A 25694-nucleotide genomic window follows, 5' to 3' on the forward strand; every position below is an offset into this window, starting at 1 on the left:
TATGGCAAGATTGGTGTAAAGTACAATTAAATAACATTTTCCGAAAAAGGCAAACCCGGCGAAAGCCGGGGACGCAAAGCTACAGGGGCTAAAGCAGGTTGTCCTGCTATGCCAGCCAGCTGCCGAAGGTGGAAATTAAAAAAAAAACCCTCCGCCCGACCTTACGGCAGGAGGGTTTTAGTATTTTCCAAAGTTCAATGAGGAAAAGTTCGAAATATCTTTTGAAAGTAAGAACTATGTTGTACAATAAAAAAATAATGGCGATAGAGGTGGAAATATGCGTCGCATTCCCGTGGAGTATCTTATTCCCGGTCTTAAAGTTGGTTATCCGGTAATGGACGGGCAGGGGCGGATTTTAATTAATGCCGGGACTATTTTAACTTCTGTCATGATTAATCGGCTCAAAAAATTGAAATATAGCTGGCTTTACATTTACGATGGCAAGGATGATTTTACCGAAGCCTTCGTAATATCAGAAATGGTTCGACGACGGGCGTTAAATGTGGTTAACAACCTTTATCAGGATATTTTGCAGGAAAGGTATTTTGCCATTAAAGTCGCCAATTACCGGGAGCAACTTAAAGAAATCGCAGCGGAAATGTTAGCGGAACTTTTAGATAAAAAGGGTTTTCTTTTAGACCTTTATGATATCCGGAATCTTGACGATTATACTTACTTTCATTCAGTAAATGTAGCCTTGCTTTCTATGGCCACTGCTTTAAAAGCCGGCTTTAAACACGATGAAATCATCAATTTAGGGATAAGCGGTCTTTTACACGATATCGGCAAAACCCAAGTACCATGGACCATCTTAAATAAACCGGGAAAATTGTCCCCGGAGGAAATGGAGATAATTCGCCTTCATCCGGAAAAAGGAGGGGAAATTGTTTCGCGCTATCTTAACTTCGGCAGCAGTGTGGTTCAGGGTGTAATCCAGCACCATGAGCGGCTGGATGGCAGCGGGTATCTCCAGGGGTTAAGTGGCGATAAAATTCATAAATTTGCTAAGATAATCATGGTGGCCGATGTTTATGATGCCATGACTTCCAAAAGAGTTTACCGCGATCCCATAGACCCCAAAGAGGTTTACGAATTTGTTTTAGCCCTTGGAGGCGGCGAATTTGACCTGAATACGGTTAAAAGTTTTGCTTCGTCTATTGCCGTTTATCCGGTGGGGGCAAAGGTTTTATTAAATAATGGCTTTGAAGGCATAGTTACCGGAACCCCGGTTGGGTTTCCTGATCGACCGGTAATTCGGGTAATTGCCGATAATGGGCGGCCGGTAGAACCGTACTATCTTTCCCTGGCAGAAGAATATAAATTGATGGTTACGAAAATTGTTTTGTATCCCGAAGTTGCTAACGAAAGTATTGTGCAAATTTTAACGCAAAGGTGACAAAAACTAACAAATATTTTAAAAAATCTGGTATAATTAGGTTAAAAGACGCTTAAAAAAGATTTAAGGGGCGAGAAAAGATGGAAATAATGGTGGTGTTAGGGGTAGTTATAGCTTTTACTTCACTGGTAACCGGGTTTTTAATGGAAGGCGGTACTATTTCTGCCCTGGTAGCACCTTCGGCGGCTTTAATAATTTTTGGCGGAACAATCGGTGCTAGTATCATTGCTTTTTCGACGGAAGAGGTACTGGCGATTCCCAAGTATTTTAAAATCATGCTTTTCCAAAAGCCGTTAAACGAACTGGAAGTGGTAAAGCAAATAGTTTCCCTTGCCCAAAAAGCCCGGCGGGAAGGGTTACTGGCTCTGGAAAATGACCTGCCCAACATCAAGGATGACTTTTTACGCCGGGGTTTACAGTTAATTGTCGATGGTACCGACCCGGAACTTTTCCGCTCGATTTTGGAAAATGAAATTTATGCCATAGCCGAAAGACACCGGGCAGGAGCCGAATTTTTTGAAGCGGCCGGTGGTTATGCTCCGACGATGGGGATTATCGGTACGGTTATGGGACTGGTTCACGTTTTAGGGCAACTTTCTACCCCGGAAAAGCTTGGCCCGGCAATTGCGATGGCTTTTACCGCTACCCTTTACGGGGTGTCTTCGGCTAACATATTGTGGCTGCCTTTTTCGGCAAAACTAAAAAATTTAAGCAAAAAAGAACTGTTAGTGCGGGAAATGATGCTTGAAGGTTTGGTGTCATTGCAGGAAGGACATAACCCGATGCTGATTGAAGAAAAACTCCGGTCATTCTTAAAGCCTAAACTCCGGGAGCAAAGCTTAAGAGAAGGTAAGGGTGAATTAAATGAAGCGGCGTCAGCATGAGGAAAAAAAACCAAACCACGAACGCTGGCTTATTACTTATGCGGATATGATTACTTTATTGATGGTTTTTTTTATCGTTATGTATGCCCTTTCCAATGTTGATGCCAATAAATTTCGGGCTTTAGCCGAATCTTTAAGTAAAGCTCTTGGCGGGGGAGGAATTGTGCTTACCAATGCCGGACCGGATGTGGTTACCGGGAGCAATGCAACTGTACAGGGCAACCTGGGAAAAGCCAGCCAGGAGCAATTACCGGCGGTTGATGAAAAGGATTTGAAGGAAACGGCTAATTTAGCGCTAATTAAGGCTAAAGTTGATTCTTACATAAAAGCGAAAGGTTTAAATGCCAGTGTGACGGCTACCTTAGAAGAAAGGGGTGTGGTTATCTCCTTTAAAGATGCCATTTTATTTAAATTGGGTTCGGCGGAGCTTACGCCTCAGGCAAAGGCTATTGTGCGGCAAATTGGTGAAATTTTGTTGCCACTTCCGAACTATATCCGCATCGAGGGGCACACCGACAACCTACCGATAAACACCAGTCGATTTCCGTCCAACTGGGAACTTTCCACGGCCCGGGCAACTTCGGTTGTCCATGAATTAATTGATGGGCTTCATTTTCCGCCCTATCGTTTATCGGCAGTAGGATACGGAGAATATCGCCCTAAAGTTCCCAATACTTCAGAGCAAAACCGGCAGAAGAACCGACGGGTGGATATTGTCATTTTGAGGAGCAAGTATGAACCGGTAGAGCCAAAAAGCGGGAAAGTACCCGGACAAAATTAAAGGGGGAGAATTAATGGGGGGATTTAAACTGCGTTTGGGTATCAGGGCCAAGCTGTTTATCCTAACTTTTATTCTGGCTTCGATGATGGTGATTGGGGGAACCGGTGCGGTCTTTTCTACGTACCTGGTAAACCGGAGCCATGAAAAGCAAAATAAAGAACTTTTAGGGGAACTCCAGCGGTTGGGGGAATTAAAAACGTCCCTTTTTCAATATTTCAATACTGCTAACGATTTTTTGCTTTTTCCCAACTCCCAAAGATTAGTAGAGGTGCAAAAAACCTATCAGGAACTAAAGAATCTTTTAACAAATGCCAGAAAACTGGCTCATAGCAGCGAAGAAACGCAACAATATGATGAAATTGCAGCTATTTTAAATAAATCCCAAAATTTATTAGAAAAAAATGCCACTAATCCCAATTTCGAACAAACCCAGAACGCCATGAATATGCTCCAAACCAGTGCACGGAATATAATGCACCATTTAAACAAACTTGAAGATACTGCTAAACAAGAAGATAACAAAGCCAGGGAAAAGCTTTTAAAAATCTTTAAAATTGCAGCCGGAGCCGTGGGCGGCAGTACCGTTTTGGCGGCAATTTTAGCAATGATTATCGGTTACTTCATTACCAACCCGATTATTGTAGCGATTCAAAAATTACGAGAAACGGTGCATAAGGTGGAAGAAGGCTGTCTTAATTGCACGGTGGATATCAAACAGGCCGATGAATTGGGAGAACTGGCAACGGATTTAAATAATATGGTGGAAAAGCTAAACAGCTTGATTTCGACCATATCCACGGAACTCGAAAACTTGTACGGGATTTCCGATCAGGTGGCTTCGGTGGCGGAGCAGGTCTCCAGGGGAGCAACGGAACAAGCGGCTCAGGTTCAGGGAGCAACTACGGCAGTTGATGAGATCGTGCAGGGAATCCAGGAAGCTGCCAATCAAGCGGCCAATGCGGCCAGGGTTTCGGAAGAAACCATGGCCCAGGCGCAAACCGGTGCCAAAACCGTAGACCAGTTAAGCGCCAGTATGGAAAAAATTAACCGGGAGATCAAGCGTCTGGGAAGCAATATCTCCAGGATTACCGAGTTTTTGGCGGTTATTGAGGATATTGCCGAACAAACAAGCCTTTTAGCCCTTAATGCGGCAATTGAAGCGGCTCGTGCCGGTGAACATGGTCGGGGATTTGCGGTAGTGGCGGAAAATGTTAGAAAGCTTGCGGAACGTTCGGCAAAATCCACCAAAGAAATCGAACAACTGGTTTTTGAAATTCAAAAGAGCAGTCAGGAGACCTTTGCGGCTATAAACGATGGCAATGAAATGGTGGGCAAAAATAAAGATGCTTTCAACCAGATTTTAAATGCGGTTAATTCGGTAGTGGCAATGATTGAAGAAATTGCAAAACATGGCAATGAAGTTGCTGAGCGCGCTAATCGCACCATGGAAATGATTAACTCTATTTCTGCAGTTATCCAGGAAACGGCGGCCACCACCGAAGAATTGGCGGCAACATCTCACACCCTGGTTGAGACTTCCAATAAGATTAAGTCCCAGGTAGCGTATTTTAATACCAAATAAAAAGATGAGGAGGAGTTTTGAAGATGGCTGAAAATTTAACGAATAAAAGTGAGGCGCAAATTGTCATTTTTACCTTAAACCAGCAGCAGTACGGCGTTGACATTGCTCAGGTCTACGAAATCATTCGTATGACCGATATCACCAAAATTCCCAATACCCCTTACTTTGTCGAAGGAGTAATTAACCTGAGGGGAAAAATTATCCCGGTTATTGATTTAAGGAAACGCCTGGGGATGCCGGAAGCGGAAAGAGATAAAGCTACCCGGATTATTGTAGTGGATGTTGATGGAATAACGGTGGGGATGATTGTGGACTCGGTGATGGAAGTATTTCGTTTAAACGATGTGGAAATCGAATCAACCCCTTCCATGATTAATGATATCGATTCGTCTTTTATTCAGGGGATTGCCATTAAAGACGAGCGGATGATTATCTTACTGGACTTAAACCGGGTTTTAAAAGGTGAAGAAAAAGAAGCTTTGGCAAATATGTAAATTTGAGGTGAGCTAAGGTGTTTTCCGATGTGGAAATGGCGGTTTTTTTGGATGAATTGGAAGAAAAAATTCAGGTATTAACCGATAATTTACTCTTACTGGAACAGTCGGGGGAAGATGATCCCAAAGTTTTACAGGAGATTTTCCGGGCTGCCCATACCATTAAAGGTTCCTCGGCGGTAATGGGTTTTACCAAGATGTCTTCCCTTACCCATGAAATTGAAAATATCTTTGATAAGATGCGGAATAACGAATTAAAGCCCACTTCTTCCCTCATAAACGTTCTTTTTGAGGCTTTAGATGCCTTAAAAATTTTGAGGGATGAAATCGTGGCCGAAAATGCGGAAAATTATGACACCACCGAGATTATAGCCAAACTTAAAGAAGCGGTGGCGGGTACGGGAGCTAAATCTTCCGAAACTCAAGCTCCTAAGGGAGAGACGGCAGAATTTTCCGGGGACGAAATAGAAAAAATTAGGGAATTTGAGTTAAAAGGGTATCAGCTATCTGAAATCAAGGTTTATCTTGATCCTGCTGCGGTAATGAAATCGGTTAGGGCATTTATCGTATTGCAGCAATTAAAGGAGCTTGGGACTGTGATCAAAACCGTTCCTGCCGAGGAAATTTTAGTAAAAACAGAAGATTTCAACGATTTTATTGTTTATTTGGCAACAAATGAAGACGAAGACCGGCTGCAAAACATCTTATTAACTATCCCGGAAGTAGAACGGGTAGAAATTAGCGCAAAACAGTTAGAAGATAACATAGAAGCAAGAAACGAGGAGCAAAAGGTAGAAAAAACTGACGTACAAGATATAGTTTCGGAAAAAACAGCAACGGTGGAAAAGCCGGCGGCAGAGGTAAAAACTAAAACTTCCGCTGTAGCTCCAGCGGAGGAGAAAAAGGTAACGCAAACCGTTCGGGTGGATGTTCAAAAGCTGGACACATTAATGAACCTGGTGGGAGAACTGGTCATTGACCGGACTCGCCTTTTAAGTGTCATTGATAAACTTTATACTCTCAGCCGGGAAAATAATGAATTAGTAGAGACCTTAGCGGAAATATCGTCCCATGTCGGACAAATTACTACCGATTTGCAGGATGTAATTATGAAAGCCCGCATGCTGCCCATTGCTCAGGTTTTTAACCGCTTTCCACGGATGGTGCGGGATTTAGCCCAGAAGCTTAATAAAGAAGTTGAGTTTATTATAGAAGGTAAGGAAACGGAGCTGGACCGAAACGTCATCGAAGTAATCGGGGACCCGTTAATTCATTTAATTAGAAATGCTTTGGACCATGGAATTGAGCCTCCCGAAGAACGGGAAAAGCTGGGAAAACCCAGAGCAGGACGGCTGCGTCTGGCTGCTGCTTATTTAGAAAATAATATTGTTATTACCGTTGAAGATGACGGGCGGGGGATTGATCCTGATGCGGTTCGGAAAAAGGCGGTGGAAAAAGGCCTGATATCCGAGCGGGAAGCGGAAATGCTTTCGGATAAAGAGGCCATTAAACTAATCTTCCGTTCGGGGCTTTCGACAGCCCAGAAGGTCAATGATATTTCCGGCCGGGGCGTTGGTATGGATATAGTGAAATCCCAGATCGAGCAGATAAACGGTGAAGTCCAGGTGGAAAGCCAGGTAGGGAAAGGGACAACGTTTACCATTCGCCTGCCCCTGACATTGGCAATTATCCGGGCTCTTTTAGTAGAGCATCAAGGGCAAATCTATGCGTTTCCCTTAAATTTTGTGCAGGAAACCTTAATTGTCGGTCAAGAAGAGCTCCGCAAGGTTTCGGATTATGATGTGATGTTATTACGGGGCAAGGTGCTACCGCTAATTTCCCTGTCCAAGCTCTTTAATCTGCCCGAAGATCAGGAGCAAAAACAATGGTATTTTGTGGTAATCTTAGGTACCGGCAATCACCGGCTGGGCGTGATTGTCGATAACCTTTTGGGTGAACAGGAAATTGTGATTAAATCCCTGGGTGAATACCTCGGTCAGGTCAAGGGTCTATCGGGAGCTACAATCCTTGGCGATGGCCGGATCGGTCTTATCATTGATGCCCGCGGGATTTTGCAGGAGAATGAAATAGGTGAATTAAATGTCGCGGTATAAACTTTTTATTGTGGATGATTCGGCCTTAATCCGTCTCCGGCTGAAGACAAGTCTGGCTTTATGGCCCGAAATCCAGATAGTTGGGGAAGCGGAAAATGGTCAGGAAGCTTTAAAGAAAATCCCATTAGTTAAGCCCGATGTAGTTACGCTGGATTTAGAAATGCCGGTACTGGATGGTCTTAGTACCTTAAAAGAGTTAAACAAAGTTTATCCGGTACCGGTAATCATGCTTTCTTCTTTAACAACCCACGGAGCTAAGGCAACTATTGAGGCCCTGGAAAATGGTGCGGTAGATTTTGTACCAAAAGATGGGGATTGGAATAAGGTTGTTTCTGAGTTAAAAGAAAAGATAAAAATAGCTGTCTTAGCTAAAAAACGTCCGAAACCTTTTACCGGAGGGACGCTTAACCCCAAAAATGTTATTCTCGGTAAAAACGGCCGGCAATTGGTGGTGATAGGTGCTTCTACCGGTGGACCGCCGGCCTTACGAGAAATCATTCCCAAACTTCCGCAAACCTTTCCGGTGCCCATTGTAATTATCCAGCATATTACCCGCGGGTTTAGCAAGCCGCTGGCGGACCAGCTGGCCAGAGTTTCCCGGTTAAAGGTAAAGGAAGCGGAAAAAGACGAGCAGTTGCTCCCGGGAACGGTCTATGTGGCCCCTGCCGGCTATACTTTTAAAATTGATAAACAAGGAGGCAGTTTAACAGCTAAAATAATTGAGCCGGTGGAATACTTGCCGGCTCATTTCTACCCCTCCGTTGATGAGGCGATGCTTTCGGCAGCAGAAGTGACGGGCAGCAAAACCATAGGAGTTTTGCTAACTGGCATGGGAAAGGATGGGGCGCTCGGGATGAAAGCTATCAAAGAACGGGGAGGGTATACCATTGCCCAGGACGAAGAAACTTCGGTAGTTTACGGTATGCCCAAAGCGGCAATTGATATAGGGGGAGTTTCTCGGGTTTTGCCCCTATCGGCAATTGCTGAAGAAATTGCGGCCAATATCTAAAGAAATTAAATTTTTTTCCGAAGTATTAGATAGCACCAAAATGATACGAGGGGATAGTATGAGGATAAACGGGGTAGATTTTAAGAATGTAGTGGAGCTTTACACTAAAGCGGTTCCTTCGGCGGCACGGAACGAGAAAAGCAAAACCGATGAGGTTGTTTTAACCGAAAGCGGGCAGGAAATCCTTAAACTCAGGAAAAAACTTGCGGAAATTCCCGAAGTGCGGGAGGAACTGGTAAGTAAAATAAAAGGAAGGATTTTATCCGGGGAGTACCAAATTGACTTAGAAAAATTGGCTGCCAAGTTAAAAGAATGGGGCGAATTTTAAATGGACGAAGGGATTAAAGAGCTTTTTAGGAAAGAAGTTCGGCTTTTAGCCGAACTTTTAGTTATCATTGAAGAACAGATTCAAAACATAATCGACCAAAAGATTGAAGACTTTAGCAGGAACTTACAGAAAATGGCGGGAATAGCGGCGGAAGTGGCGGAAGTAGAAAAAGAACGATATGCAACAACGTACGGTCAGGATTTAAGCAAAGAAGAGGATGAAATAATAGCCAAACTAAAGGAATATGTCCGAAAAGTACGGGAAAAAAATGAAACCCTGACGCTTCTTTTACGGCAGGAACTTGCATTCAATCAATTTTTGCAAAAAAATTTACTGCCGGAGGGCAATACTTCAATCCTGGACCGGCAGGTTTAAGGGGGATTTAAATGTTTAATATAAGTTTGGAAACGGCTTTAAGTTCCCTTCGGGCCCAGCAGTTAGCTTTAGATATTACTTCCCACAACATTGCCAATGCCAATACGCCAGGTTATACCCGGCAGCGGGTAAATTTTGCTCCCAATACCCCCTTTCCGGTGCCATCCCTTTTTGCCCCGATGCAGCCGGGCCAGGTAGGTACCGGGGTAGTGGTGGCGTCAATTGAACGGGTTCGGGATACTTTTATGGACATTGAGTACCGCAAGGAATTAATGAATTTAGGCTACTGGGAAACCCGGTTTGATGTTTTAGATAAAATTCAGCTAATCATCAACGAACCTTCCGATACCGGTTTAAATCAGCTTATGGACCGCTTCTGGAATGCCTGGCAGGAGCTTTCTAAAAACCCGGAAAACCTCGCAACCCGGGCGGTGGTGCAGCAAACGGCCAAGGCTCTGGTCGAAACTTTTAACCACCTGCGGGGACAGTTAGACAGCCTGCAAAATGATTTTGATTTTGCGGTTCAGGCTAATGTTGAAGAAATAAATTCCATTGCCCGGCAGATTCGGGATATAAATGACCAGATTTTTAAAACAAATATCGTCAAATTTAACGCCAACGACCTCATGGACCAGCGGGATGAACTTTTAAACAAGCTGGCCAAGCTTATTGACTTCACATTAATTGATAATCAGGATGGGACTATTTCCATTGACATCGGTGGGAAAAAATTAGTTGATGGTTTAACGGTGGATTCGCTTAAGGTAGAGAAAAACGCCAGTGGCTTTTTTGAAGTTTTTTGGAGTGATGATACGCCGGTAACCATCACATCCCAAAAAGGGGAGTTGGCTGCCAACCTTGCGGCCCGGGATGTCGATGTCCAGGCGATGAAAGATTACCTCGATTCCCTGGCCCAGACGTTGATTATAGAAACCAATAATCTTCATACGCAGGGTTATGTATTGGGTTCACCCATGACCAATCCGGGATACAACTTTTTTGACGGAACCGATGCTAAAACCATTGCCCTTTCTCCTGAAGTAAGTGCCAATTTAAACAACATTGCTGCGGCCAAAACTCCCAGTCCCGGTGATGGCGAAATTGCTTTAGCTATCGCCCAGTTAAAGGACAAGCTTACGATGACCCTTCCGGGTTCGACTACCCCAACGGCAACTTTTAATGATTTTTACCGCACCATCATTTCCCGCCTGGGGGTTGATGCCCAGGAAGCCGAGCGCATGTACCAGAACGAACAGCTTTTAACGAAAAACTTGAACAACAAGCGGATGGAGTCGGGCGGGGTATCTATAGACGAAGAAATGGCCAATATGATTTTGTACCAAAATGCTTACAGCGCTGCTGCCCGCATCGTCACCGCTATCGATGAAATGATGGATATTGTCATAAACCGCATGGGCATAGTGGGCCGGTAAAGGAGGGTAGTTAAATGCGCGTAACTCCGGGAATGCTCAAAGATAACTTCCTTTACAACTTACACCGCACCCTGGCCGATATGGAAAAAAGCCAGCAGATGCTGTCTAACGGTAAAGCATTAACCAAACCGTCCGATGACCCGGTGAAGCTGCTGCGGGCGATGAAATACCGCAGTGATATTACTCAGGGAGAGCAGTATCAGAGAAACATCGAAGATGGGTTAAACTGGCTAAATACTACTGATGCCGCTCTTAATGAACTTACCAATCTCCTGCAGCGGGTTAAAGAGTTAACCGTGTATGGAGCCAATGGTGCTTTACCTCAGGAATCCTTAAACTCCATAGCTGAAGAGATTAAACAAATTAAAGAGCAAGTAGGCGTTATTGCCAACACCCAGTTTGCCGGTAAGTATATTTTTGGGGGCACGGAAGTAGAAAAACAACCCTGGGATGGCAGTAATTGGCAGGGAAATAGTAGCGGAATATACTTTGAGATAGGAAGTAATATTAAAGTTCAGGTAAATACTGTTGGTTTACCGCTTTTCACCAATGTTATGCAAACATTAGACCAAATTATTAATCATTTGACTGCTGGTGATGTAGCTGCTGTATCATCGGACTTAGGTTCTCTGGATAACAACTTAAATACTGTTTTGGCTGTTCGTGCCGATGTGGGAGCCCGGACAAACCGGTTGGAATTAATGCAAAACCGCCTTTTAGCCCAGTTAGAAACGGAAAAAGAACTTTTATCCAAAACTGAAGATGCAGACATAGCCGCTACAATTATTGATTTAAAAAATCAGGAGAACGTTTATCGGTCGGCATTAGCCGTGGGGGCAAGGATTTTACCACCGACATTAGTAGATTTTTTACGGTAAATTAGTGTGGGTTGAGAAATTATGAATAATGTACGGGTGTTAATTGATACGACTCGTTGTTGGGCTGATATTGGGTATTTAACGCCGGTAGAGTTTTCGCGAGCTCAAGCTAAGAAAGGGATGGATGCGGCCCTTGAGGGAATCGCCAGAAGGGTTGATGAGGGGAACTTATTAGCAGCATTTGAAAGAGGAAATACTATTGAAAATATCGTTGTACCGCCATTACAAGAGGTCGAGCTTACTGTCCGCATGCTTCCTACGGTAAGGCCTGAAATTAACTTTATAAAAAGCAACTCTGCTTTTCTTGATATTTATCTTTAAATATTTTAAGGTGGTGTTTATTTTGCGTCTTTTTTCTCCAGCTTTTGGGGAAATTGAAGCTGATGAATCGCAAATATTTTCTTTTCCCGAAGGACTTCCTGGGTTCAGTCATCTAAAGAAGTTTTTACTTATACGGCACCGGGATAATAGTCCTTTTTTCTTTTTAATAGCCATAGACGAACCGGAAATTTACTTTATCTTAATTGAGCCGTCACGGCTACTTGCTGACTATCATGTTGAGTTGAGTTGCGAACAACAAGGTCTTTTGCATTTATCTGAGGAGACACCAGTTTTAAGTTTAAATATAGTTCGCATACCGCCTGAAGCTAAAGAAATGATTATAAATTTAAAAGCGCCGGTTGTCTTTAATTTACAAGAAAAAATAGCCCGCCAGATTATTCTTGATGCGGATTACCCCGTTCGCTACCCAATTCCTTTAAGCAAGGTAAAGGAGAAAGCCGATGCTGGTACTAAATAGAAAGGTGAACCAAAAAATTATTATTAACGGTGAAATAGAAATTACCGTGCTGGCGGTTGACAGCGGACGGGGACAGGTCAAGCTTGGGATATCCGCTCCGCAGCATTATTCCATTTACCGGGAAGAAATCTGGCGGGAGATTGAGAAGGAGAATAAAGAAGCGGTGGGGGAAAGTATTGAAAAAATTAATTTTGACATGTAGAGGGGAATTTTTATGAAAGCCCTAATTCTCTCCGGTGGTCAAGGCACGCGCCTTCGCCCGTTAACCTACAGTATAGCAAAGCAATTAGTACCTGTGGCCAATAAACCCATATTACATTTTGTAATTGAAGACATAATTAATGCCGGTATAACTGATATTGGAGTAATTATTGCTCCCGAAACGGGAGAAGAGATCAAGAAAAGCATTACCAATGCTGGTTTTCCTGCAAAATTTACTTTTATTCTTCAGGAAAAACCTTTAGGTCTTGCCCATGCGGTAAAAGTAGCCAAAGACTATCTTGAAGATGATGATTTTATCATGTACTTAGGAGACAACTTAATAAACTCCGGAATTAAGGAATTTGTGGAAGAATACAAAGAAAACCGCTATGATGCGACGATCTTGTTAAAAGAAGTTCAGGATCCAACCCGCTTTGGGGTGGCAGTGGTTGATGAAAATTTTAAAGTTCAAAGACTAATTGAAAAGCCCAAAGAGCCACCATCAAATTTAGCTTTGGTTGGTATTTATATTTTTTCACCAAAAATCTTTTCTGCGATTGACAGAATTAAGCCTTCTTGGCGTGGAGAGTTGGAAATAACTGATGCTATTCAGGAATTAATAAACCAGGGAGGCATGGTTAAAGCGCATAAGATTACCGGCTGGTGGCTTGATACCGGGAAAAAAGACGATTTATTGGAAGCAAACCGGGTAGTATTAGATGACTTAATACAAAGGGATATAAGAGGAAAAATTGATGAGCAAACAAAAATAAACGGAAGAGTAGTAATTGAAGGAGGAGCAGAAATAGAAAACTCCATTATCCGCGGCCCAGCAGTAATTGGGAAAAACACCAAAGTTAAAAACTCCTTTATCGGTTCCTATACCAGTATAGGTAACAACTGTTTAGTTGAAAATTCAGCCATAGAATTTTCGGTAATCCTTGACCACTCGGAAATCATTGGTGTAGAAAGACTTGATGAAAGCTTAATCGGAAGAAAAACAAGGGTAATAAAAGACGGTTCAGTAAACAAAGCCGTAAAGCTAATGATTGGTGACGATGCGGAGGTACGGTTATAGTGGAATTCCAAAAAGGAGAAATTGAAGGGGTAATAATAAGACCTTTAAAAAAACACATAGACGAACGCGGTTGGCTCTGTGAACTCTTTCGGCAGGATGAAATAGAAGAAACAATAATGCCGGTTATGAGCTATATTTCACAGACATTACCGGGCATAGTTCGAGGTCCCCACGAACACAAAGAACAAACCGACTACTTTGCTTTTATAGGCCCCGGCAACTTTAAAATCTATCTTTGGGACAACCGAAGAGACAGTTCAACATATGGCAACCGGCAGATAATTTATGCTGGCGAAGATAACCCGGCAGTAATCATCGTACCGCCGGGAGTAGTTCATGCGTATAAAAACGTAAGTACCAAACCCGGCTTAGTTTTTAATTCTCCCAATAAGCTTTATGCCGGCTGGGGAAGAAAAGAGCAAGTCGATGAGGTGCGCTGGGAAAATAAAGAGAACTCTCCATTCATAATTGATTAAAAATAAACAGAATAAATCAAATTAAAGGAAAGAAGAGCATGAAAAAAATAGTGATAGCCGGAGCCGGAGGACAATTAGGAAAAGCCTTTACCAAGAAGCTACAATCCTTAGGTATAGAATGCTTACCCCTTACCCGGAAAGAATTAGATATCACTGATTTACACCTGCTAAAAGAGCTCTTTTTAAACTTTCGTCCTCAGTACTTAATAAACTGTGCCGCCTATAACGAAGTAGATAAAGCCGAAGAAGAAAAAGAAAAAGCACTTTTGGTAAATGGAATAGCATTAAGATACATAGGGAATTTAGCTGCCCAATACCAAACCACCGTGATCCATTACAGCACCGATTATGTTTTTAATGGCGAAAAAGAAGAGCCATACCTTATATCCGATCAGCCAAAGCCAATTAACCACTACGGGCGAACCAAACTTTTGGGAGAAAAAGAAATCCTGACTCATAATCCTAAAACGTATGTAATTCGGGTTAGCTGGGTCTTTGGCGATGGCGAACAAAACTTTATTTATAAGCTTCTAAACTGGGCCAGCAAAAATGAAAAATTAAAAATAGTAGCAGACCAGGTTAGTAGTCCCACCTATACTGAAGAAATCGTAAAAATAACCTTAGACCTAATTAAAACCGAACAGTATGGTTTATATCAACTGTCAGGGGAAGGCCAAGCATCAAGGTACGACTGGGCAAAATTCATTTTAGATTACCTAAACTGGCAGGGAGAACTAATACCGGCAGCAAGTCATGATTTTCCTACCAAAGCCAAGAGACCTAGATATTCAAAACTAAGTAACCTTCCCTTAAAAAACCTGTTAGGTTATCTTCCCGAAACCTGGCAGGAATCTACGGAAAAATATCTAAAAGAACTAAAAAAGATATAAAAAAAATAAAAAACTAAATAAACTTGAAAGGAGTCAAAAATGAAGATCCTAGTAACCGGAGGAGCAGGCTTTATTGGCAGTGCCTTTGTAAGAAAGTATGCTTATGACCACGAGTTAATAATAGTGGACAAGCTTACCTATGCCGGAGATTTGAGAAGGATAGAAGAAGTAAGAGACCGGATAAAGTTCTATAAGGCAGATGTAGCAGATAAAACTGCCATAGAAGAAATCTTTGACAAAGAGAAACCAGAAGCGGTAGTCCACTTTGCAGCTGAATCCCATGTAGACCGCAGCATCCAGGACCCAACACCTTTTATAGAAACCAACGTTAAAGGCACCCAGGTAATGCTTGATGCCAGTAGAAAATACGGCATTGAAAAATTTGTCCATATCTCTACCGATGAAGTATACGGGGAATTAGGAAAAGAAGGACAATTTACCGAAGAATCACCCTTACGACCTAATTCTCCTTACTCCGTATCGAAGGCAGCAGCCGACATGTTAGCTCGGGCCTATCACCGGACTTATGGACTTCCGGTAATCGTAGCAAGACCGTGCAACAATTATGGGCCATGGCAGTATCCAGAAAAGCTAATCCCTGTAGTAATCAAAAAAGCCTTAAACAATGAACCAATTCCCGTATACGGGCAAGGATTAAACGTCCGAGAATGGCTTTATGTAGATGACTGTATAGAAGCGGTTTATCTCTTACTTCAGAAAGGCAAACCTGGAGAAGCCTACAACATCGGAAGTGGAGAAGAAAAAGGAAATATTGAGGTGGTAAAAGAAATACTGAGAATTCTTGGAAAACCCGAGTCCTTAATTACTTTTGTTGAAGATAGGCCAGGACATGATTTTAGGTATTCTCTAAATTCAAAAAAGATAAAAATGAATTATGCTTGGAAACATAAAGTTAATTTTAATGAGGGAATAAGATTTGTAATAGACTGGTATAAGAAGCATTTTTAGCTGTAAATTATGAATATAGAGCTATAGTTTCATGTAATAGAGGCTTTGTTAAATAAGGAGTGTAGTTAAGTTGAATAAAAAAATATGTTTTATAACATGTGTAAATAATAATAAACTATATGAAGAGTGTTTAAAATATATAAATAATTTAAGGGTTCCCGAGGGATATGAAATCGAAATAAAAATAATAAAAAATGCGAAAAGTCTAACATCAGGTTATAATGAAGGGATGCTAAGTAGTGATGCAAAATATAAAGTATATTTGCACCAAGATACATTTATCATAAATAAAAACTTTATAAATGATATATTAAAAATATTTGATAAAGATAAAACAATAGGTATGATTGGGGTAGTTGGAGCGAAAACTTTACCGATAAATGCTGTATGGTGGCATTCAAATAAAAAATATGGAAAAGTTTATGAAAATCGAACTGGTGAGATTGAATTATTGGCATTTAATGAGGTTGAAGGAGATTTTGAAGAAGTAAAGGTAATTGATGGACTGATTATGATAACGCAATATGATATTCCCTGGAGAGAAGATATATTTACTGGCTGGCACTTTTATGACTTGTCGCAATGTATGGAATTTATGAAAAGAGGATTCAAAATAGTTATTCCAAAACAAAATGAGCCGTGGTGTATTCATAATTGTGGTTTTATAGAGATAAAAGATGATTATGAAAAATATAGAAAAATATTTTTAAATGAATACCCCTTGAATAAATATTCATCTGTTTATGATTACTTTTACAATGAACGACAAGAAATTATTTCTCTTATTGAGTCTAAAGCCAGTAGAGTTTTAGATGTAGGTTGTGCTGCTGGTTTATTAGGGAAGAAGCTAAAAACTGAGAGGCCTGGAACTATTGTCTATGGTGTAGAAATTAATCGAGATATTGCCCAAGAAGCAGAGCAGTACCTTGATAAGGTATTAGTGGGAGACATTTATGAAAAGATAAATGAGCTACCTGACCGTTTTTTCGATACAATTATTCTTGCTGATGTTATCGAACATTTAAATGTGCCAGAAGTTATTATTAAGAAATTAAAAAGTAAATTGGCTCACAATGGGGAATTTATTATTAGTGTTCCAAATTTTCGTCATTGGTCTGTAATTATGAAAATTTTATTTGGCGATTTATCATATGAGGAAGCTGGAATAATGGATAAAACTCACTTACGTATTTTTACGAAATATATTATTCATAATATGATGAAAAATCTTAATTTAGAAGTTATTAAAATTAGTAAAAATGTTGTGCCACTTGAAGCAAATCAGAAAGAAATTTTAATAAAATTACTAGGAGCGTTTGCATTAGATGTAAGAAGCTTTGCTGCTGATATTGATACTTATCAGTATATATATAAGGTAAAACCAAGAGAATATTTACGGTTCTCAAAATTAACTTCAATAATTATCTTAACACTTAATAACTATGAAATATCGAAACAATGCATTGAATCGGTATTGAAATTTACGAATTTGCCTTTTGAATTAATTATTGTGGATAATGGTTCAACGGAAACTCAGTTACTTGAATATTTAAAAAATTTACAGGAAAGGCGAGATGATGTTAAAGTTTATTTTCTTCCCGAAAATGTGGGTTATGGGCTTGGTAATAATTTTGGTTTATTACATTCTGTGGGTAAATATGTGGTTTTTTTGAACAATGATACAATTGTTACACCTGATTGGCTAGAAAAGTTAATTATAGATTTGAATATGGATGAAAAAACCGGATTAATTGGGCCGCGAACAAACTATGTTTCGGGAGAACAAATTGTTAATAAAGTAAATTACAAAAATATGAATGAATTATTGGAATTTGCCAACAAATGGGAAGCGGTTAATTACCGTGAAGTTACAGAGACAAAAAAACTTGTAGGTTTTTGCCTTCTTGCTAAAAGAGAAGTGATTGAGAAAATTGGTGGTTTTGATCCTTTATTTGAAATCGGAAACTTTGAGGATGATGATTTATGTAGAAGAGCCTATCTAGCCGGTTTTAAACTTAAAATTGCTGATGATGTGTTTATTCATCATTATGGGAGTAAAACATTTATTTCGGAAAAAATTAATTATGATGAAATTATGAAAAAAAATAGAGAAAAATATTTAAAGAAATGGGAAGTGTTTAATGAAATAGTTAAAACCAATTATTTAAGTATAATTGAAAACTTTTTATTTATAAAGTTAGTGAAGGATAGGGAGGATTTTGGAATACCAGAAAATAGAGAGGTTTTATTCTTGGCATTAGGAAAAAATGACAATAATTTAGATGAAACATTAATATCTAAATTAATTAAAAAAATAAATGAAAATGAAATTTTAGTGATTTTAGTAGATGACAATCAAAATCATGAAGAAGTGGAGGAAAAATTAATAAAAGCTATTACAATGGCTGGGTTTACTCCTGAAGATTGTCCAGACGTATTACTGCATTATAGTAAAAGTTATTTTTATGATCTAATAAGTTTAATTAAACTGGCGAAGGCGTGTATTGTTATCGATGAAAGAACTAAAAAATGGGCAGAAGTTTTTGACAAAGATAAGGTTGATATAGATTAAAATTTATAAAACGCTAAAAAATTTGCTTTTGCTTCCGAAATAAAAAATAGAAAGGGTAGGTGGCCACCTGACTTAAAATAACTGGCAGGGATGCCAAAGAAAAAATCAAGGAGGAGGAAAAAATATGAGTCTTAGAATCAACAACAATATTGAAGCATTAAATGCGTGGAGAGCGCTTAATAGCACTTCAAATGCTTTACAAAAATCGATGGAAAAGCTTTCATCCGGTTTACGGATTAACCGTGCTGGAGATGATGCTGCTGGATTGGCTATTTCGGAAAAGTTAAGAGCGCAGATTCGTGGCTTAAACCAAGCGATTAGAAATGCTCAAGACGGTATTTCTTTAATTCAAACTGCTGAAGGTGGCTTGAGCGAAATTCAAAATATCTTGCAACGGATGCGAGAGCTGGGAGTTCAAGCGGCAAACGGTACTTTAAACAATCAAGACATTTCAGCGATTACGACTGAGCTTAATCAATTATTTAACGAAATTGATAGAATTGCTGGGGCCACAGAATTTAACACCAAGAATTTGTTGGCTGTATCTACTGGTTTAGTAGTAACTTTACAAGTTGGAGCAAATGCAGGTCAAGTTATTGCGTTTACCATTGATAATGCCGGTACAGCTTCTTTAGGCTTGAGTTCAGCTGACTTAGCTATTAATGATAATGCATCTGCAAGTGCGTTTATTAGTAAAGTAGATTCTGCATTACAAAAGGTATCTACCTATAGAGCTAACCTCGGTTCAATACAAAACCGCTTAGAACATACCATTGCTAACTTAGGTATAGCATCTGAAAACCTTAGTGCTTCTGAGTCCCGGATTAGAGACGTTGATATGGCTGCAGAAATGATGAACTTTACTAAGAACCAAATCTTACAACAAGCTGGTGTTGCTATCTTAGCTCAAGCTAACCAGGCGCCGCAAGCGGTTTTACAGCTTCTCCGATAAACAAATACATTTTATCTTTTGGGCCAGCCATTTTAAGGGCTGGCCTCTTTAAAATTTGCTTAAAGTGGTGAAAAAATGGGAGAAAAAAAACTATCGGTTTGCATGATTGTAAAAGACGAGGAAAGATATATTAGAAATTGCCTTGAGAGTGTGCAAGATATTGCTGATGAAATTGTTGTTGTCGATACGGGATCTACAGATAATACTAAAGCTATAGCTAATGATTTTGGGGCGAAAATTTTTGATTTTCCGTGGGTTGATGATTTCAGTGCAGCAAGGAACTTTTCGTTGGAAAAAGCAACAGGTGATTGGGTTTTACTTTTAGATGCTGATGAAGAATTAGATGTTAGTAGCAAGGATAAAGTGTTGGAGCTAGTTAATAAAAATGAAAATGTTGCTTATTTAGTCAATGTAATTAATTTCCTGGATTTTACAAAACAAAGAACAGTTACAGCCAAAAGAATGCTTTTATTTCCTATGCGAGCTGAACCATACTTTATTAATCCTATTCACGAGCAACTACGTTTCAAAAAAAATGTTGAAATTAGAGATAGTACCATTATTATAAAACACTACGGTTATATTCCAGAAACTGTTTCTACTAAAAAGAAAAGTGAGCGGAATATATCAATTCTTAAAAAAATAGCCAATAACTCTGTTGAAAATATTAATGTTGAAATTAAAGCATTCAATTATTACAATCTTGGTGTAGAGTATTATAGAAAACAAGAATACGAAAAAGCTTTACAAAATTTCCAAAAGTCTTTTTTATTGATACGTAAAAAAGAACCAGGCTTTAAGTATGCTTTAATTTGGCATATTGTTAATTCATTAATAAATTTAAAAAAATTTCAAGAGGCTTTAAAGGTTATTGAAGATGCCGAACAGTTATATCCTTGGTATGTTGATTTAGTGTATTTTAAAGGAGTTGTTTATTATAGTCAAAGAAGCTATAAGAAAGCTATTGAAACTTTTATGAAATGTCTCGAAATTGGTGAAAGCTTAGAAACTTCAATATTTCATTATGATGGTACTGGTTCTTATTTAGCAAGTTATGGAATTGGTAGTTGCGAAGAAGCTTTAGGCAATTATAATAAAGCTTTAGTTTTTTATGAAATGTCTTTGGCACAAAATTATATTTTAGCTGTAATCCCTATTTTGAAGTTGTAATATGAACGGGGGAGTTACCGTGAATTGGAAGAAAAGGAAGATAAATTACTTCGAAAATATAAGGACTATTCTTTTATAATCGAAAAATACGTTGATTTTCTGTTTTTAAAAGGCGATTATGAAAGAGCTTTAAAGGTAGTAAATAGTTATTTGTCAGACCAAACGAACAAATTAATAAAAGAAGCTGAATTGTATCTTCATCTGAAAAAATATGAAGAAGCCAAAGAAGTCATAGAAAAACTTGAGGGTCAAAATTTAAATGAAAACCATTTAATGATTAAAACTTTTCTACAAATATTATTAAATTTAAGTCTTAAATCTAAAACTGAAGAAATAGTTTGGAATATGAAAAAACTTACTCGAGCAGAGGAAATAAAGTGGCAAATAATAGGTAAGTTGTTGCTTGCGGCATTTAACAGTGAGGTAATAAAAATTTTGAAAAACGACTATGAAAAGTATGAAGAGCAACTTACTTTTTTAATGGCAAAGTTTTTAGATTTAGAGTTATTTGAAGCATTTGAAAAAATTTATAATTTATTTCAAAAAATCGAATGGATTGAAGGGAAAAATTTAAAACTTGGCAAGCTGTACTTTGCTACAAGGTATTATGACAGTGCTGTGGAAGAATTGTTGGCTTCGGTTGAAAAAGGTGTTGCAGATGCGGAAGCTTTTTATCTCTTAGGGAAAATAGCCCATATGCGTGGTTTAATCGAGGAAGCTGAAACATTTATCAAAGAAGCAATAAGTAGGGAAAAGCAGTTAAGTTATTATTTATATCTAATTGGTTTATTACAAGAAAAAAACGATTTAAAATCTACAAAAGAAGTTTTGCAAGAAGCTTCGACGTACTATCCCGATGTTGAGATTTTAAAATCTGCGTTGCAAGTTTATAGTTCATTATAATTAAAAGGGGAATGGAGTATGGCTGGCTTAGTTCCTCCGGTAAATTTAGGAGTGAATAATGGGGTTAATTTTCAATCGATAGGAATTATAGTAAGTGCGGATAAAAAACAGGAATTAGTAGGTAAGAATGGATTACAAAGTCGGGATGATGTAGGTTTATCAGAGAGCAGTGATGTAAAATTTTTAGAAAAAGAATTACAAAGATTGACAAAAATTGTAAACTCCTTTACTCCTACGGAATTAAAATTTGAAATCCATCAGGCCTCACAGGAGCTGATGGTAAAGGTAATTAATGCCGAGACCAAAGAAGTAATCAGGGAAATTCCGCCCCATCAGGTTTTAGAAATAGTGGCGGAGATCAAGAAACTTTTGGGAATACTGGTCGATACTAAAATTTAAGAGGTGAGGGCAATGCCCATTCAAATTGGTGGTTTGGCTTCCGGGCTTGATACTAATAAAATTGTAGAGCAATTAATGCAGATTGAAAGAAAACCTCTGGAAAGATTAGAGCAGCGAAAAGCGAATTTAGAAGCAGTACGAAAAGCCTGGAGTGAAATAAAAACAAAGCTAAGCACGTTATACTCAACTCTGCAGTCGCTGCAGTCAGCGTCTCTCTACACTTCCCTTACCGCTACTTCTTCAGATACAACTATCCTTACAGCATCTGCTCAATCAACTGCTGTTAAAGGAAGCTATACCATAGAAGTGCAAAGTGTAGCTACCAGCTACGTTATTGGCTCAAACCAACAAACTTCTATTACAGCAACCTTAAACTTGAATCCAACTTCCTTTAAAATAGCAATTGGCGGGGTAGTGCAAAAAGACAGCCAGGGTAATGATATTGTTATCTCTATTGATTCTACCGATAGCTTGGTAAGTATTCGAGATAAAATAAATAATGCCAAGGCCGGCGTTACTGCTTCAATTGTTGATAATAGACTTTTATTAACAGCCAATGTTACCGGGTCAGCTAACTCGATATCTTTTACGGCAGTAAGCGGTGATGCCTTACAAGCATTGGGAATTGCTGATGCCAATGGTAATGCGGTTAATGTTGTTCAGTCAGGTGTCGATGCTAAATTGATTATTAACGGCTTAACGGTGATTCGCAGTTCGAATACAATTAGTGACGCCATATACGGCGTAACCCTTAATGTAAAAAAAATCGGGACTGTTAGTGTTACTGTTGATAACGATACTGCTTCCATCATTGAGAAAATAAAAACTTTTGTAAACCAGTATAATGATTTAATGAACGATTTAGCAACAAAAACTGCTTATGACCCCAATACCAAAACAAAAGGAGTTTTGCAGGGAGATGCTACGGCCCAGCAAATTATGTTTCAATTAAGACAAATTGTGGGAAGTGCCGTTTCCGGTCTTACCGATACGGCAACTTACAATGGCAAGACGGTTACTTTAAATAGTTTAATGGCTATAGGCATATCTACTTCCGGAAAGGAAGCTACCTTATCTCTGGATGAAAATAAGCTTACGGAGCTTATCAAGCAAAATGCCCAAGCGGTAGGAAAAATTTTCACAAATACTGCCAATAATGGAATAATCGATAATTTAAAACCATACGTTGAAAGCCTGGCGGTTTATGCTACTGCAAATGGAGTTCATACTGATGCCATTTTGGTAACTAAAGATAAGTCACTTGCTGACCAATTGAAATATCTTCAAGAGCAAATTGATCGCTTTAACGATTATTTAACGCGCAAAGAAGAAGAACTGTGGAATAAATTTACGCAGCTTGAAAAAGTGATGTCCGGTTTGCAGGCCCAGAGCAATTGGTTGGCGGCCCAGGTAAGTAGCTTAACAGGAGCTAACAAGAAATAGCTGAGGTGAAAGAGCCATGAATAATCCCTATGCTCAATACCAAACGCAAAATATCGCTACCGCTCCACCAGAAAAATTGTTAATCATGCTTTATGACGGTGCGATTAAATTTTTAAAACAAGGGCTTAAAGCCTTGGATGAGAAAAAATACGATGACTTTAGCTATTATATAAGCCGCACGCAGGACATAATTTCCGAATTAATGGTTACTTTGGATATGGATTACGAAATATCCAAAAACCTTTACCAGCTTTATGATTACTTTATGTACCGGCTAATTCATGGAAATGTCAAGAAAGACCGCCAAAGTATCGAAGAAGTGCAAAAACATTTGGAAGAACTGAGAGAAACCTGGGTTCAAGCAGCTGCTGCTAAAGAGAAAGCTACAATTTAAAGGATGATAATGGTGAAAACTTCTAAGGAAATTCTTAATGAGCTTAAAAGGCTTCAGGAAAAAATTGCGTCTTCAAAAGATGAATTGGTAATAACTGATGAATTCCAGAAAATAAGTGAAAAATTTAAAAAATATTATTCGGGAGAAGAAGAGATTACAATTGAGGAAATTCAGGAGTTATTACCTGAGTACGAAAAAACGATAAAGCTTTTAGAAGAAGAAAAGAAAAAAATTTTAACAGAAATTGAAAAAGTGAAAAGAGAAAAAAAGATGATTAATTCCTATTTAGCAAATGGCTTTCAAGTGGAAGGTATTTTCTTAGATAAAAAACGTTAATTTCCCCACAAAGGGGGGATAAAAGGGTGATCATACCCAATATAGACCCATTGCTTTTACAAAAATACCGGGAGCAGGTAAAGCCGAAAGTACCGGAGATAAAAAAGACTGCCGATGAAGTGCGGTATGAGCCGGAGTATGACGGGGAAAAGGAGTTTATCCCGAAGCTGGCGGCGGATGTGTTTCACCGGGTGATTAACTTTTTAAACCCGGCACTGGAATTTGTTTATGATGAGCAGGAAGAAATGGGGTATGTCATTGATAAGGTGAAAAACCGGGTATTAAAACGAGTTAGCTTAGAGCATTTAAAAACGGCGTTTACCGACCTTACCAAAACCATAGGACTTTTGCTGGACGAGAGGGTGTAGGCCCTCTTTTTTTTGTTTTCGTTTTATATTGACAATTTTCGTTATTTTTTATAAGTTAATTTTTGTGAAAGATTTCCTCGAAAAGTTTGGCAAAACCGGCGAAAGCCGGCGACGCAAAGCTAAAGGGGCTAAGGCGGGTAACCGCTATGCCAGCCAGCTGCCGGGGGTAGGAATTAAAGCCTCCTTGGGCAGGAGGTTTTTATTTTTTCTGAAAGCAAAGATATCTTGCTGAATTTTTTTTTGGAAAAAGTTAAAATAAAATCGAGAAGGTAAAGGAATTTAGCTAATTTTGTCAAATATATTATAGAAAGTTATGAAAAAAGGGGAGAAGCGCATGGACCTTTTTGGAGGGGTTACCTACAACCTTTTGAAACTGGGGATTGATGCTGCAACAATCCGCCAGCAGGCGATTGCCCATAACATTGCCAACGTCAATACTCCAGGATACCGGAAGGAAGTAGTGGTGTTTGAGGAAAAGGTTCAGGAATTTTTAAACCAAAAAAAAGGTAATTTTTCTTTAAAAACTACCCATCCTCGCCATCTAACGGCCAAAGGGTTCAGTTTACCTTTTGCAGAAATTAAGCGAGAAAATTCTACTGCCATGAGAATTGACAAGAATAACGTGGACATCGAAACGGAAATGGTAGATTTGGCATATAACCAGCTTTATTATGAAACGGCTGTGGAGCGGTTAAAAGGCACCCTTGCTTCTTTAGAAATGGTGATTACCGGTGGAAGGAGGTAAGTGTAGATGGCATTTTTTAGTTCTTTCCAAATAACCGCTTCGGCCCTTACCGCCCACCGTTTATGGCTGGATACGATAGTTGATAACATTGCCAATGCCAATACTACCCGGACGCCTGCAGGTGGTACCTACAATCGAAAAGACGTGATTTTTGAGGAAATCCTGGAGGCAAAGGCCGGGTTTAAAGGCGGCGGGGTCAGGGTCAGTCAGATTGTAGAAGATACCAAAACTCCCTACCGCTATGTCTTTAATCCTAACCATCCCGATGCGGATCCCAATACCGGTTTAGTAAAATATCCCAACGTTAATATCAACGATGAGATAGTAAATTTACTGGCCGCTCAGAGGGCGTACGAAGCCAATGTTACGGTATTCAATACGGCTAAAGCCATGTATGCGAAGGCTCTCGAGCTCAGCCGTTAGGAGGGGTTAATGTGGAGATTACCGGCATTTCTTTTCCCAATATTATCCTACTTAATAACTCGGCACAATCAACAAAAACTTTAGATTTTGAAAAGAAACTTGCTGAGGCTTTAGATAAAGTTAACGAAAAACAGCTGAAAGCCGAGCAAGCGACCCAGGATTTTTTAGCCGGGAAAGTGGATGATATTCACCAGGTTTTAATTTTAGCCCAGGAAGCTAAATTGAGTTTGGAATTAGCGGTGGAGGTTCGCAACAAAATAGTTGAGGCCTATCAGGAAATTAGCCGGATGCAGATTTAATCA

At 39.4% G+C, this 25694-nt stretch carries 30 protein-coding genes and 2 riboswitches; all 30 genes read left to right on the plus strand.

The genetic code is table 11. From position 1 onward, the window contains the following. Positions 1-38: 38 nt before the first annotated feature. Positions 39-127: riboswitch (cyclic di-GMP riboswitch) on the plus strand. Between the two features lie 150 nt (positions 128-277). The 30 genes from CHY_RS04410 to fliE all read left to right on the plus strand — a co-directional run bounded on the left by CHY_RS04410 (position 278) and on the right by fliE (position 25691). Further along, a complete protein-coding gene (locus tag CHY_RS04410) occupies positions 278-1396 on the plus strand; it encodes an HD-GYP domain-containing protein (RefSeq protein ID WP_011343885.1) in 1119 nt (372 codons plus the stop codon). A gap of 80 nt (positions 1397-1476) precedes the next feature. Beyond that, on the plus strand, positions 1477-2280 hold the full coding sequence (locus tag CHY_RS04415) for a flagellar motor protein (RefSeq protein WP_011343886.1): 804 nt from the start codon (positions 1477-1479) through the stop codon (positions 2278-2280). Continuing rightward, positions 2261-3061 (plus strand): OmpA/MotB family protein, encoded by an 801-nt coding sequence (locus CHY_RS04420; protein WP_011343887.1) that lies wholly within the window; start codon positions 2261-2263, stop codon positions 3059-3061. Before CHY_RS04415 ends, CHY_RS04420 begins: the two co-directional genes overlap by 20 nt. A gap of 13 nt (positions 3062-3074) precedes the next feature. After that, the gene (locus CHY_RS04425; protein WP_011343888.1) at positions 3075-4643 is read left to right on the plus strand and encodes a methyl-accepting chemotaxis protein; all 1569 of its coding nucleotides are present in this window, start codon (positions 3075-3077) and stop codon (positions 4641-4643) included. Between the two features lie 23 nt (positions 4644-4666). After that, entirely contained in the window at positions 4667-5137 is a 471-nt protein-coding gene (locus CHY_RS04430; RefSeq protein ID WP_011343889.1) for a chemotaxis protein CheW, read from the plus strand. A gap of 17 nt (positions 5138-5154) precedes the next feature. Beyond that, a complete protein-coding gene (locus tag CHY_RS04435) occupies positions 5155-7251 on the plus strand; it encodes a chemotaxis protein CheA (RefSeq protein ID WP_011343890.1) in 2097 nt (698 codons plus the stop codon). Further along, positions 7238-8260: a protein-glutamate methylesterase/protein-glutamine glutaminase gene (locus tag CHY_RS04440; RefSeq protein WP_011343891.1), complete on the plus strand. Its 1023-nt coding sequence runs from the start codon at positions 7238-7240 to the stop codon at positions 8258-8260. Before CHY_RS04435 ends, CHY_RS04440 begins: the two co-directional genes overlap by 14 nt. 58 nt (positions 8261-8318) lie before the next feature. Continuing rightward, positions 8319-8588 carry a flagellar biosynthesis anti-sigma factor FlgM gene (flgM, locus tag CHY_RS04445; RefSeq protein WP_011343892.1) on the plus strand — a complete coding sequence of 90 codons (270 nt, stop codon included), beginning with the start codon at positions 8319-8321 and terminating at the stop codon, positions 8586-8588. Further along, positions 8589-8963 carry a flagellar export chaperone FlgN gene (flgN, locus tag CHY_RS04450; protein ID WP_011343893.1) on the plus strand — a complete coding sequence of 125 codons (375 nt, stop codon included), beginning with the start codon at positions 8589-8591 and terminating at the stop codon, positions 8961-8963. An 11-nt stretch (positions 8964-8974) separates the two neighbouring features. After that, the gene (gene flgK / locus CHY_RS04455) at positions 8975-10396 is read left to right on the plus strand and encodes a flagellar hook-associated protein FlgK (RefSeq protein ID WP_011343894.1); all 1422 of its coding nucleotides are present in this window, start codon (positions 8975-8977) and stop codon (positions 10394-10396) included. A 14-nt stretch (positions 10397-10410) separates the two neighbouring features. Next, on the plus strand, positions 10411-11274 hold the full coding sequence (gene flgL / locus CHY_RS04460) for a flagellar hook-associated protein FlgL (RefSeq protein ID WP_011343895.1): 864 nt from the start codon (positions 10411-10413) through the stop codon (positions 11272-11274). A 21-nt stretch (positions 11275-11295) separates the two neighbouring features. Next, positions 11296-11595: a DUF6470 family protein gene (locus tag CHY_RS04465; protein WP_011343896.1), complete on the plus strand. Its 300-nt coding sequence runs from the start codon at positions 11296-11298 to the stop codon at positions 11593-11595. Positions 11596-11617: 22 nt separating this feature from the next. Then, complete coding sequence (gene fliW, locus CHY_RS04470) at positions 11618-12073, plus strand: flagellar assembly protein FliW (RefSeq protein ID WP_041537655.1); 456 nt, start codon at positions 11618-11620, stop codon at positions 12071-12073. Then, positions 12057-12275 carry a carbon storage regulator CsrA gene (csrA, locus tag CHY_RS04475; RefSeq protein ID WP_011343898.1) on the plus strand — a complete coding sequence of 73 codons (219 nt, stop codon included), beginning with the start codon at positions 12057-12059 and terminating at the stop codon, positions 12273-12275. The genes fliW and csrA overlap by 17 nt, the downstream gene beginning before the upstream one ends. Positions 12276-12287: 12 nt before the next feature. Then, positions 12288-13352: a glucose-1-phosphate thymidylyltransferase gene (locus CHY_RS04480; RefSeq protein WP_011343899.1), complete on the plus strand. Its 1065-nt coding sequence runs from the start codon at positions 12288-12290 to the stop codon at positions 13350-13352. Beyond that, positions 13352-13828, plus strand: a complete 477-nt coding sequence (locus tag CHY_RS04485) for a dTDP-4-dehydrorhamnose 3,5-epimerase family protein (RefSeq protein WP_011343900.1) — start codon at positions 13352-13354, stop codon at positions 13826-13828. Before CHY_RS04480 ends, CHY_RS04485 begins: the two co-directional genes overlap by 1 nt. A 38-nt stretch (positions 13829-13866) precedes the next feature. Continuing rightward, the gene (gene rfbD / locus CHY_RS04490; protein WP_011343901.1) at positions 13867-14718 is read left to right on the plus strand and encodes a dTDP-4-dehydrorhamnose reductase; all 852 of its coding nucleotides are present in this window, start codon (positions 13867-13869) and stop codon (positions 14716-14718) included. A 39-nt stretch (positions 14719-14757) separates the two neighbouring features. Then, positions 14758-15687: a dTDP-glucose 4,6-dehydratase gene (rfbB, locus tag CHY_RS04495; protein WP_011343902.1), complete on the plus strand. Its 930-nt coding sequence runs from the start codon at positions 14758-14760 to the stop codon at positions 15685-15687. 70 nt (positions 15688-15757) lie between these two features. Continuing rightward, entirely contained in the window at positions 15758-18259 is a 2502-nt protein-coding gene (locus CHY_RS12990) for a glycosyltransferase (protein ID WP_011343903.1), read from the plus strand. A gap of 124 nt (positions 18260-18383) precedes the next feature. Further along, complete coding sequence (locus CHY_RS04505) at positions 18384-19211, plus strand: flagellin (protein WP_011343904.1); 828 nt, start codon at positions 18384-18386, stop codon at positions 19209-19211. A gap of 75 nt (positions 19212-19286) precedes the next feature. Next, positions 19287-20381 (plus strand): glycosyltransferase, encoded by a 1095-nt coding sequence (locus CHY_RS04510; protein WP_011343905.1) that lies wholly within the window; start codon positions 19287-19289, stop codon positions 20379-20381. Positions 20382-20405: 24 nt separating this feature from the next. Beyond that, on the plus strand, positions 20406-21284 hold the full coding sequence (locus CHY_RS04515) for a tetratricopeptide repeat protein (RefSeq protein WP_011343906.1): 879 nt from the start codon (positions 20406-20408) through the stop codon (positions 21282-21284). Positions 21285-21302: 18 nt separating this feature from the next. Beyond that, complete coding sequence (locus CHY_RS04520) at positions 21303-21683, plus strand: flagellar protein FlaG (RefSeq protein ID WP_011343907.1); 381 nt, start codon at positions 21303-21305, stop codon at positions 21681-21683. Between the two features lie 12 nt (positions 21684-21695). Further along, the gene (gene fliD / locus CHY_RS04525; protein ID WP_011343908.1) at positions 21696-23126 is read left to right on the plus strand and encodes a flagellar filament capping protein FliD; all 1431 of its coding nucleotides are present in this window, start codon (positions 21696-21698) and stop codon (positions 23124-23126) included. A gap of 16 nt (positions 23127-23142) precedes the next feature. Beyond that, positions 23143-23520 (plus strand): flagellar export chaperone FliS, encoded by a 378-nt coding sequence (gene fliS, locus CHY_RS04530; protein WP_011343909.1) that lies wholly within the window; start codon positions 23143-23145, stop codon positions 23518-23520. A 9-nt stretch (positions 23521-23529) separates the two neighbouring features. Further along, complete coding sequence (locus tag CHY_RS04535; RefSeq protein ID WP_011343910.1) at positions 23530-23856, plus strand: hypothetical protein; 327 nt, start codon at positions 23530-23532, stop codon at positions 23854-23856. A gap of 26 nt (positions 23857-23882) precedes the next feature. Next, complete coding sequence (locus CHY_RS04540) at positions 23883-24224, plus strand: hypothetical protein (protein ID WP_011343911.1); 342 nt, start codon at positions 23883-23885, stop codon at positions 24222-24224. Positions 24225-24302: 78 nt separating this feature from the next. Continuing rightward, positions 24303-24389, plus strand: a riboswitch (cyclic di-GMP riboswitch). A gap of 169 nt (positions 24390-24558) precedes the next feature. Beyond that, positions 24559-24969, plus strand: a complete 411-nt coding sequence (gene flgB / locus CHY_RS04550; protein WP_011343913.1) for a flagellar basal body rod protein FlgB — start codon at positions 24559-24561, stop codon at positions 24967-24969. Positions 24970-24975: 6 nt separating this feature from the next. Beyond that, positions 24976-25392, plus strand: coding sequence for a flagellar basal body rod protein FlgC (gene flgC, locus CHY_RS04555; protein ID WP_011343914.1), 417 nt, complete (start codon positions 24976-24978; stop codon positions 25390-25392). Positions 25393-25436: 44 nt separating this feature from the next. Further along, positions 25437-25691, plus strand: a complete 255-nt coding sequence (gene fliE / locus CHY_RS04560) for a flagellar hook-basal body complex protein FliE (RefSeq protein ID WP_420827299.1) — start codon at positions 25437-25439, stop codon at positions 25689-25691. Positions 25692-25694 lie beyond the last annotated feature (3 nt).

The sequence above is a fragment of the Carboxydothermus hydrogenoformans Z-2901 genome (assembly GCF_000012865.1).
Lineage (GTDB): Bacteria > Bacillota > Z-2901 > Carboxydothermales > Carboxydothermaceae > Carboxydothermus > Carboxydothermus hydrogenoformans.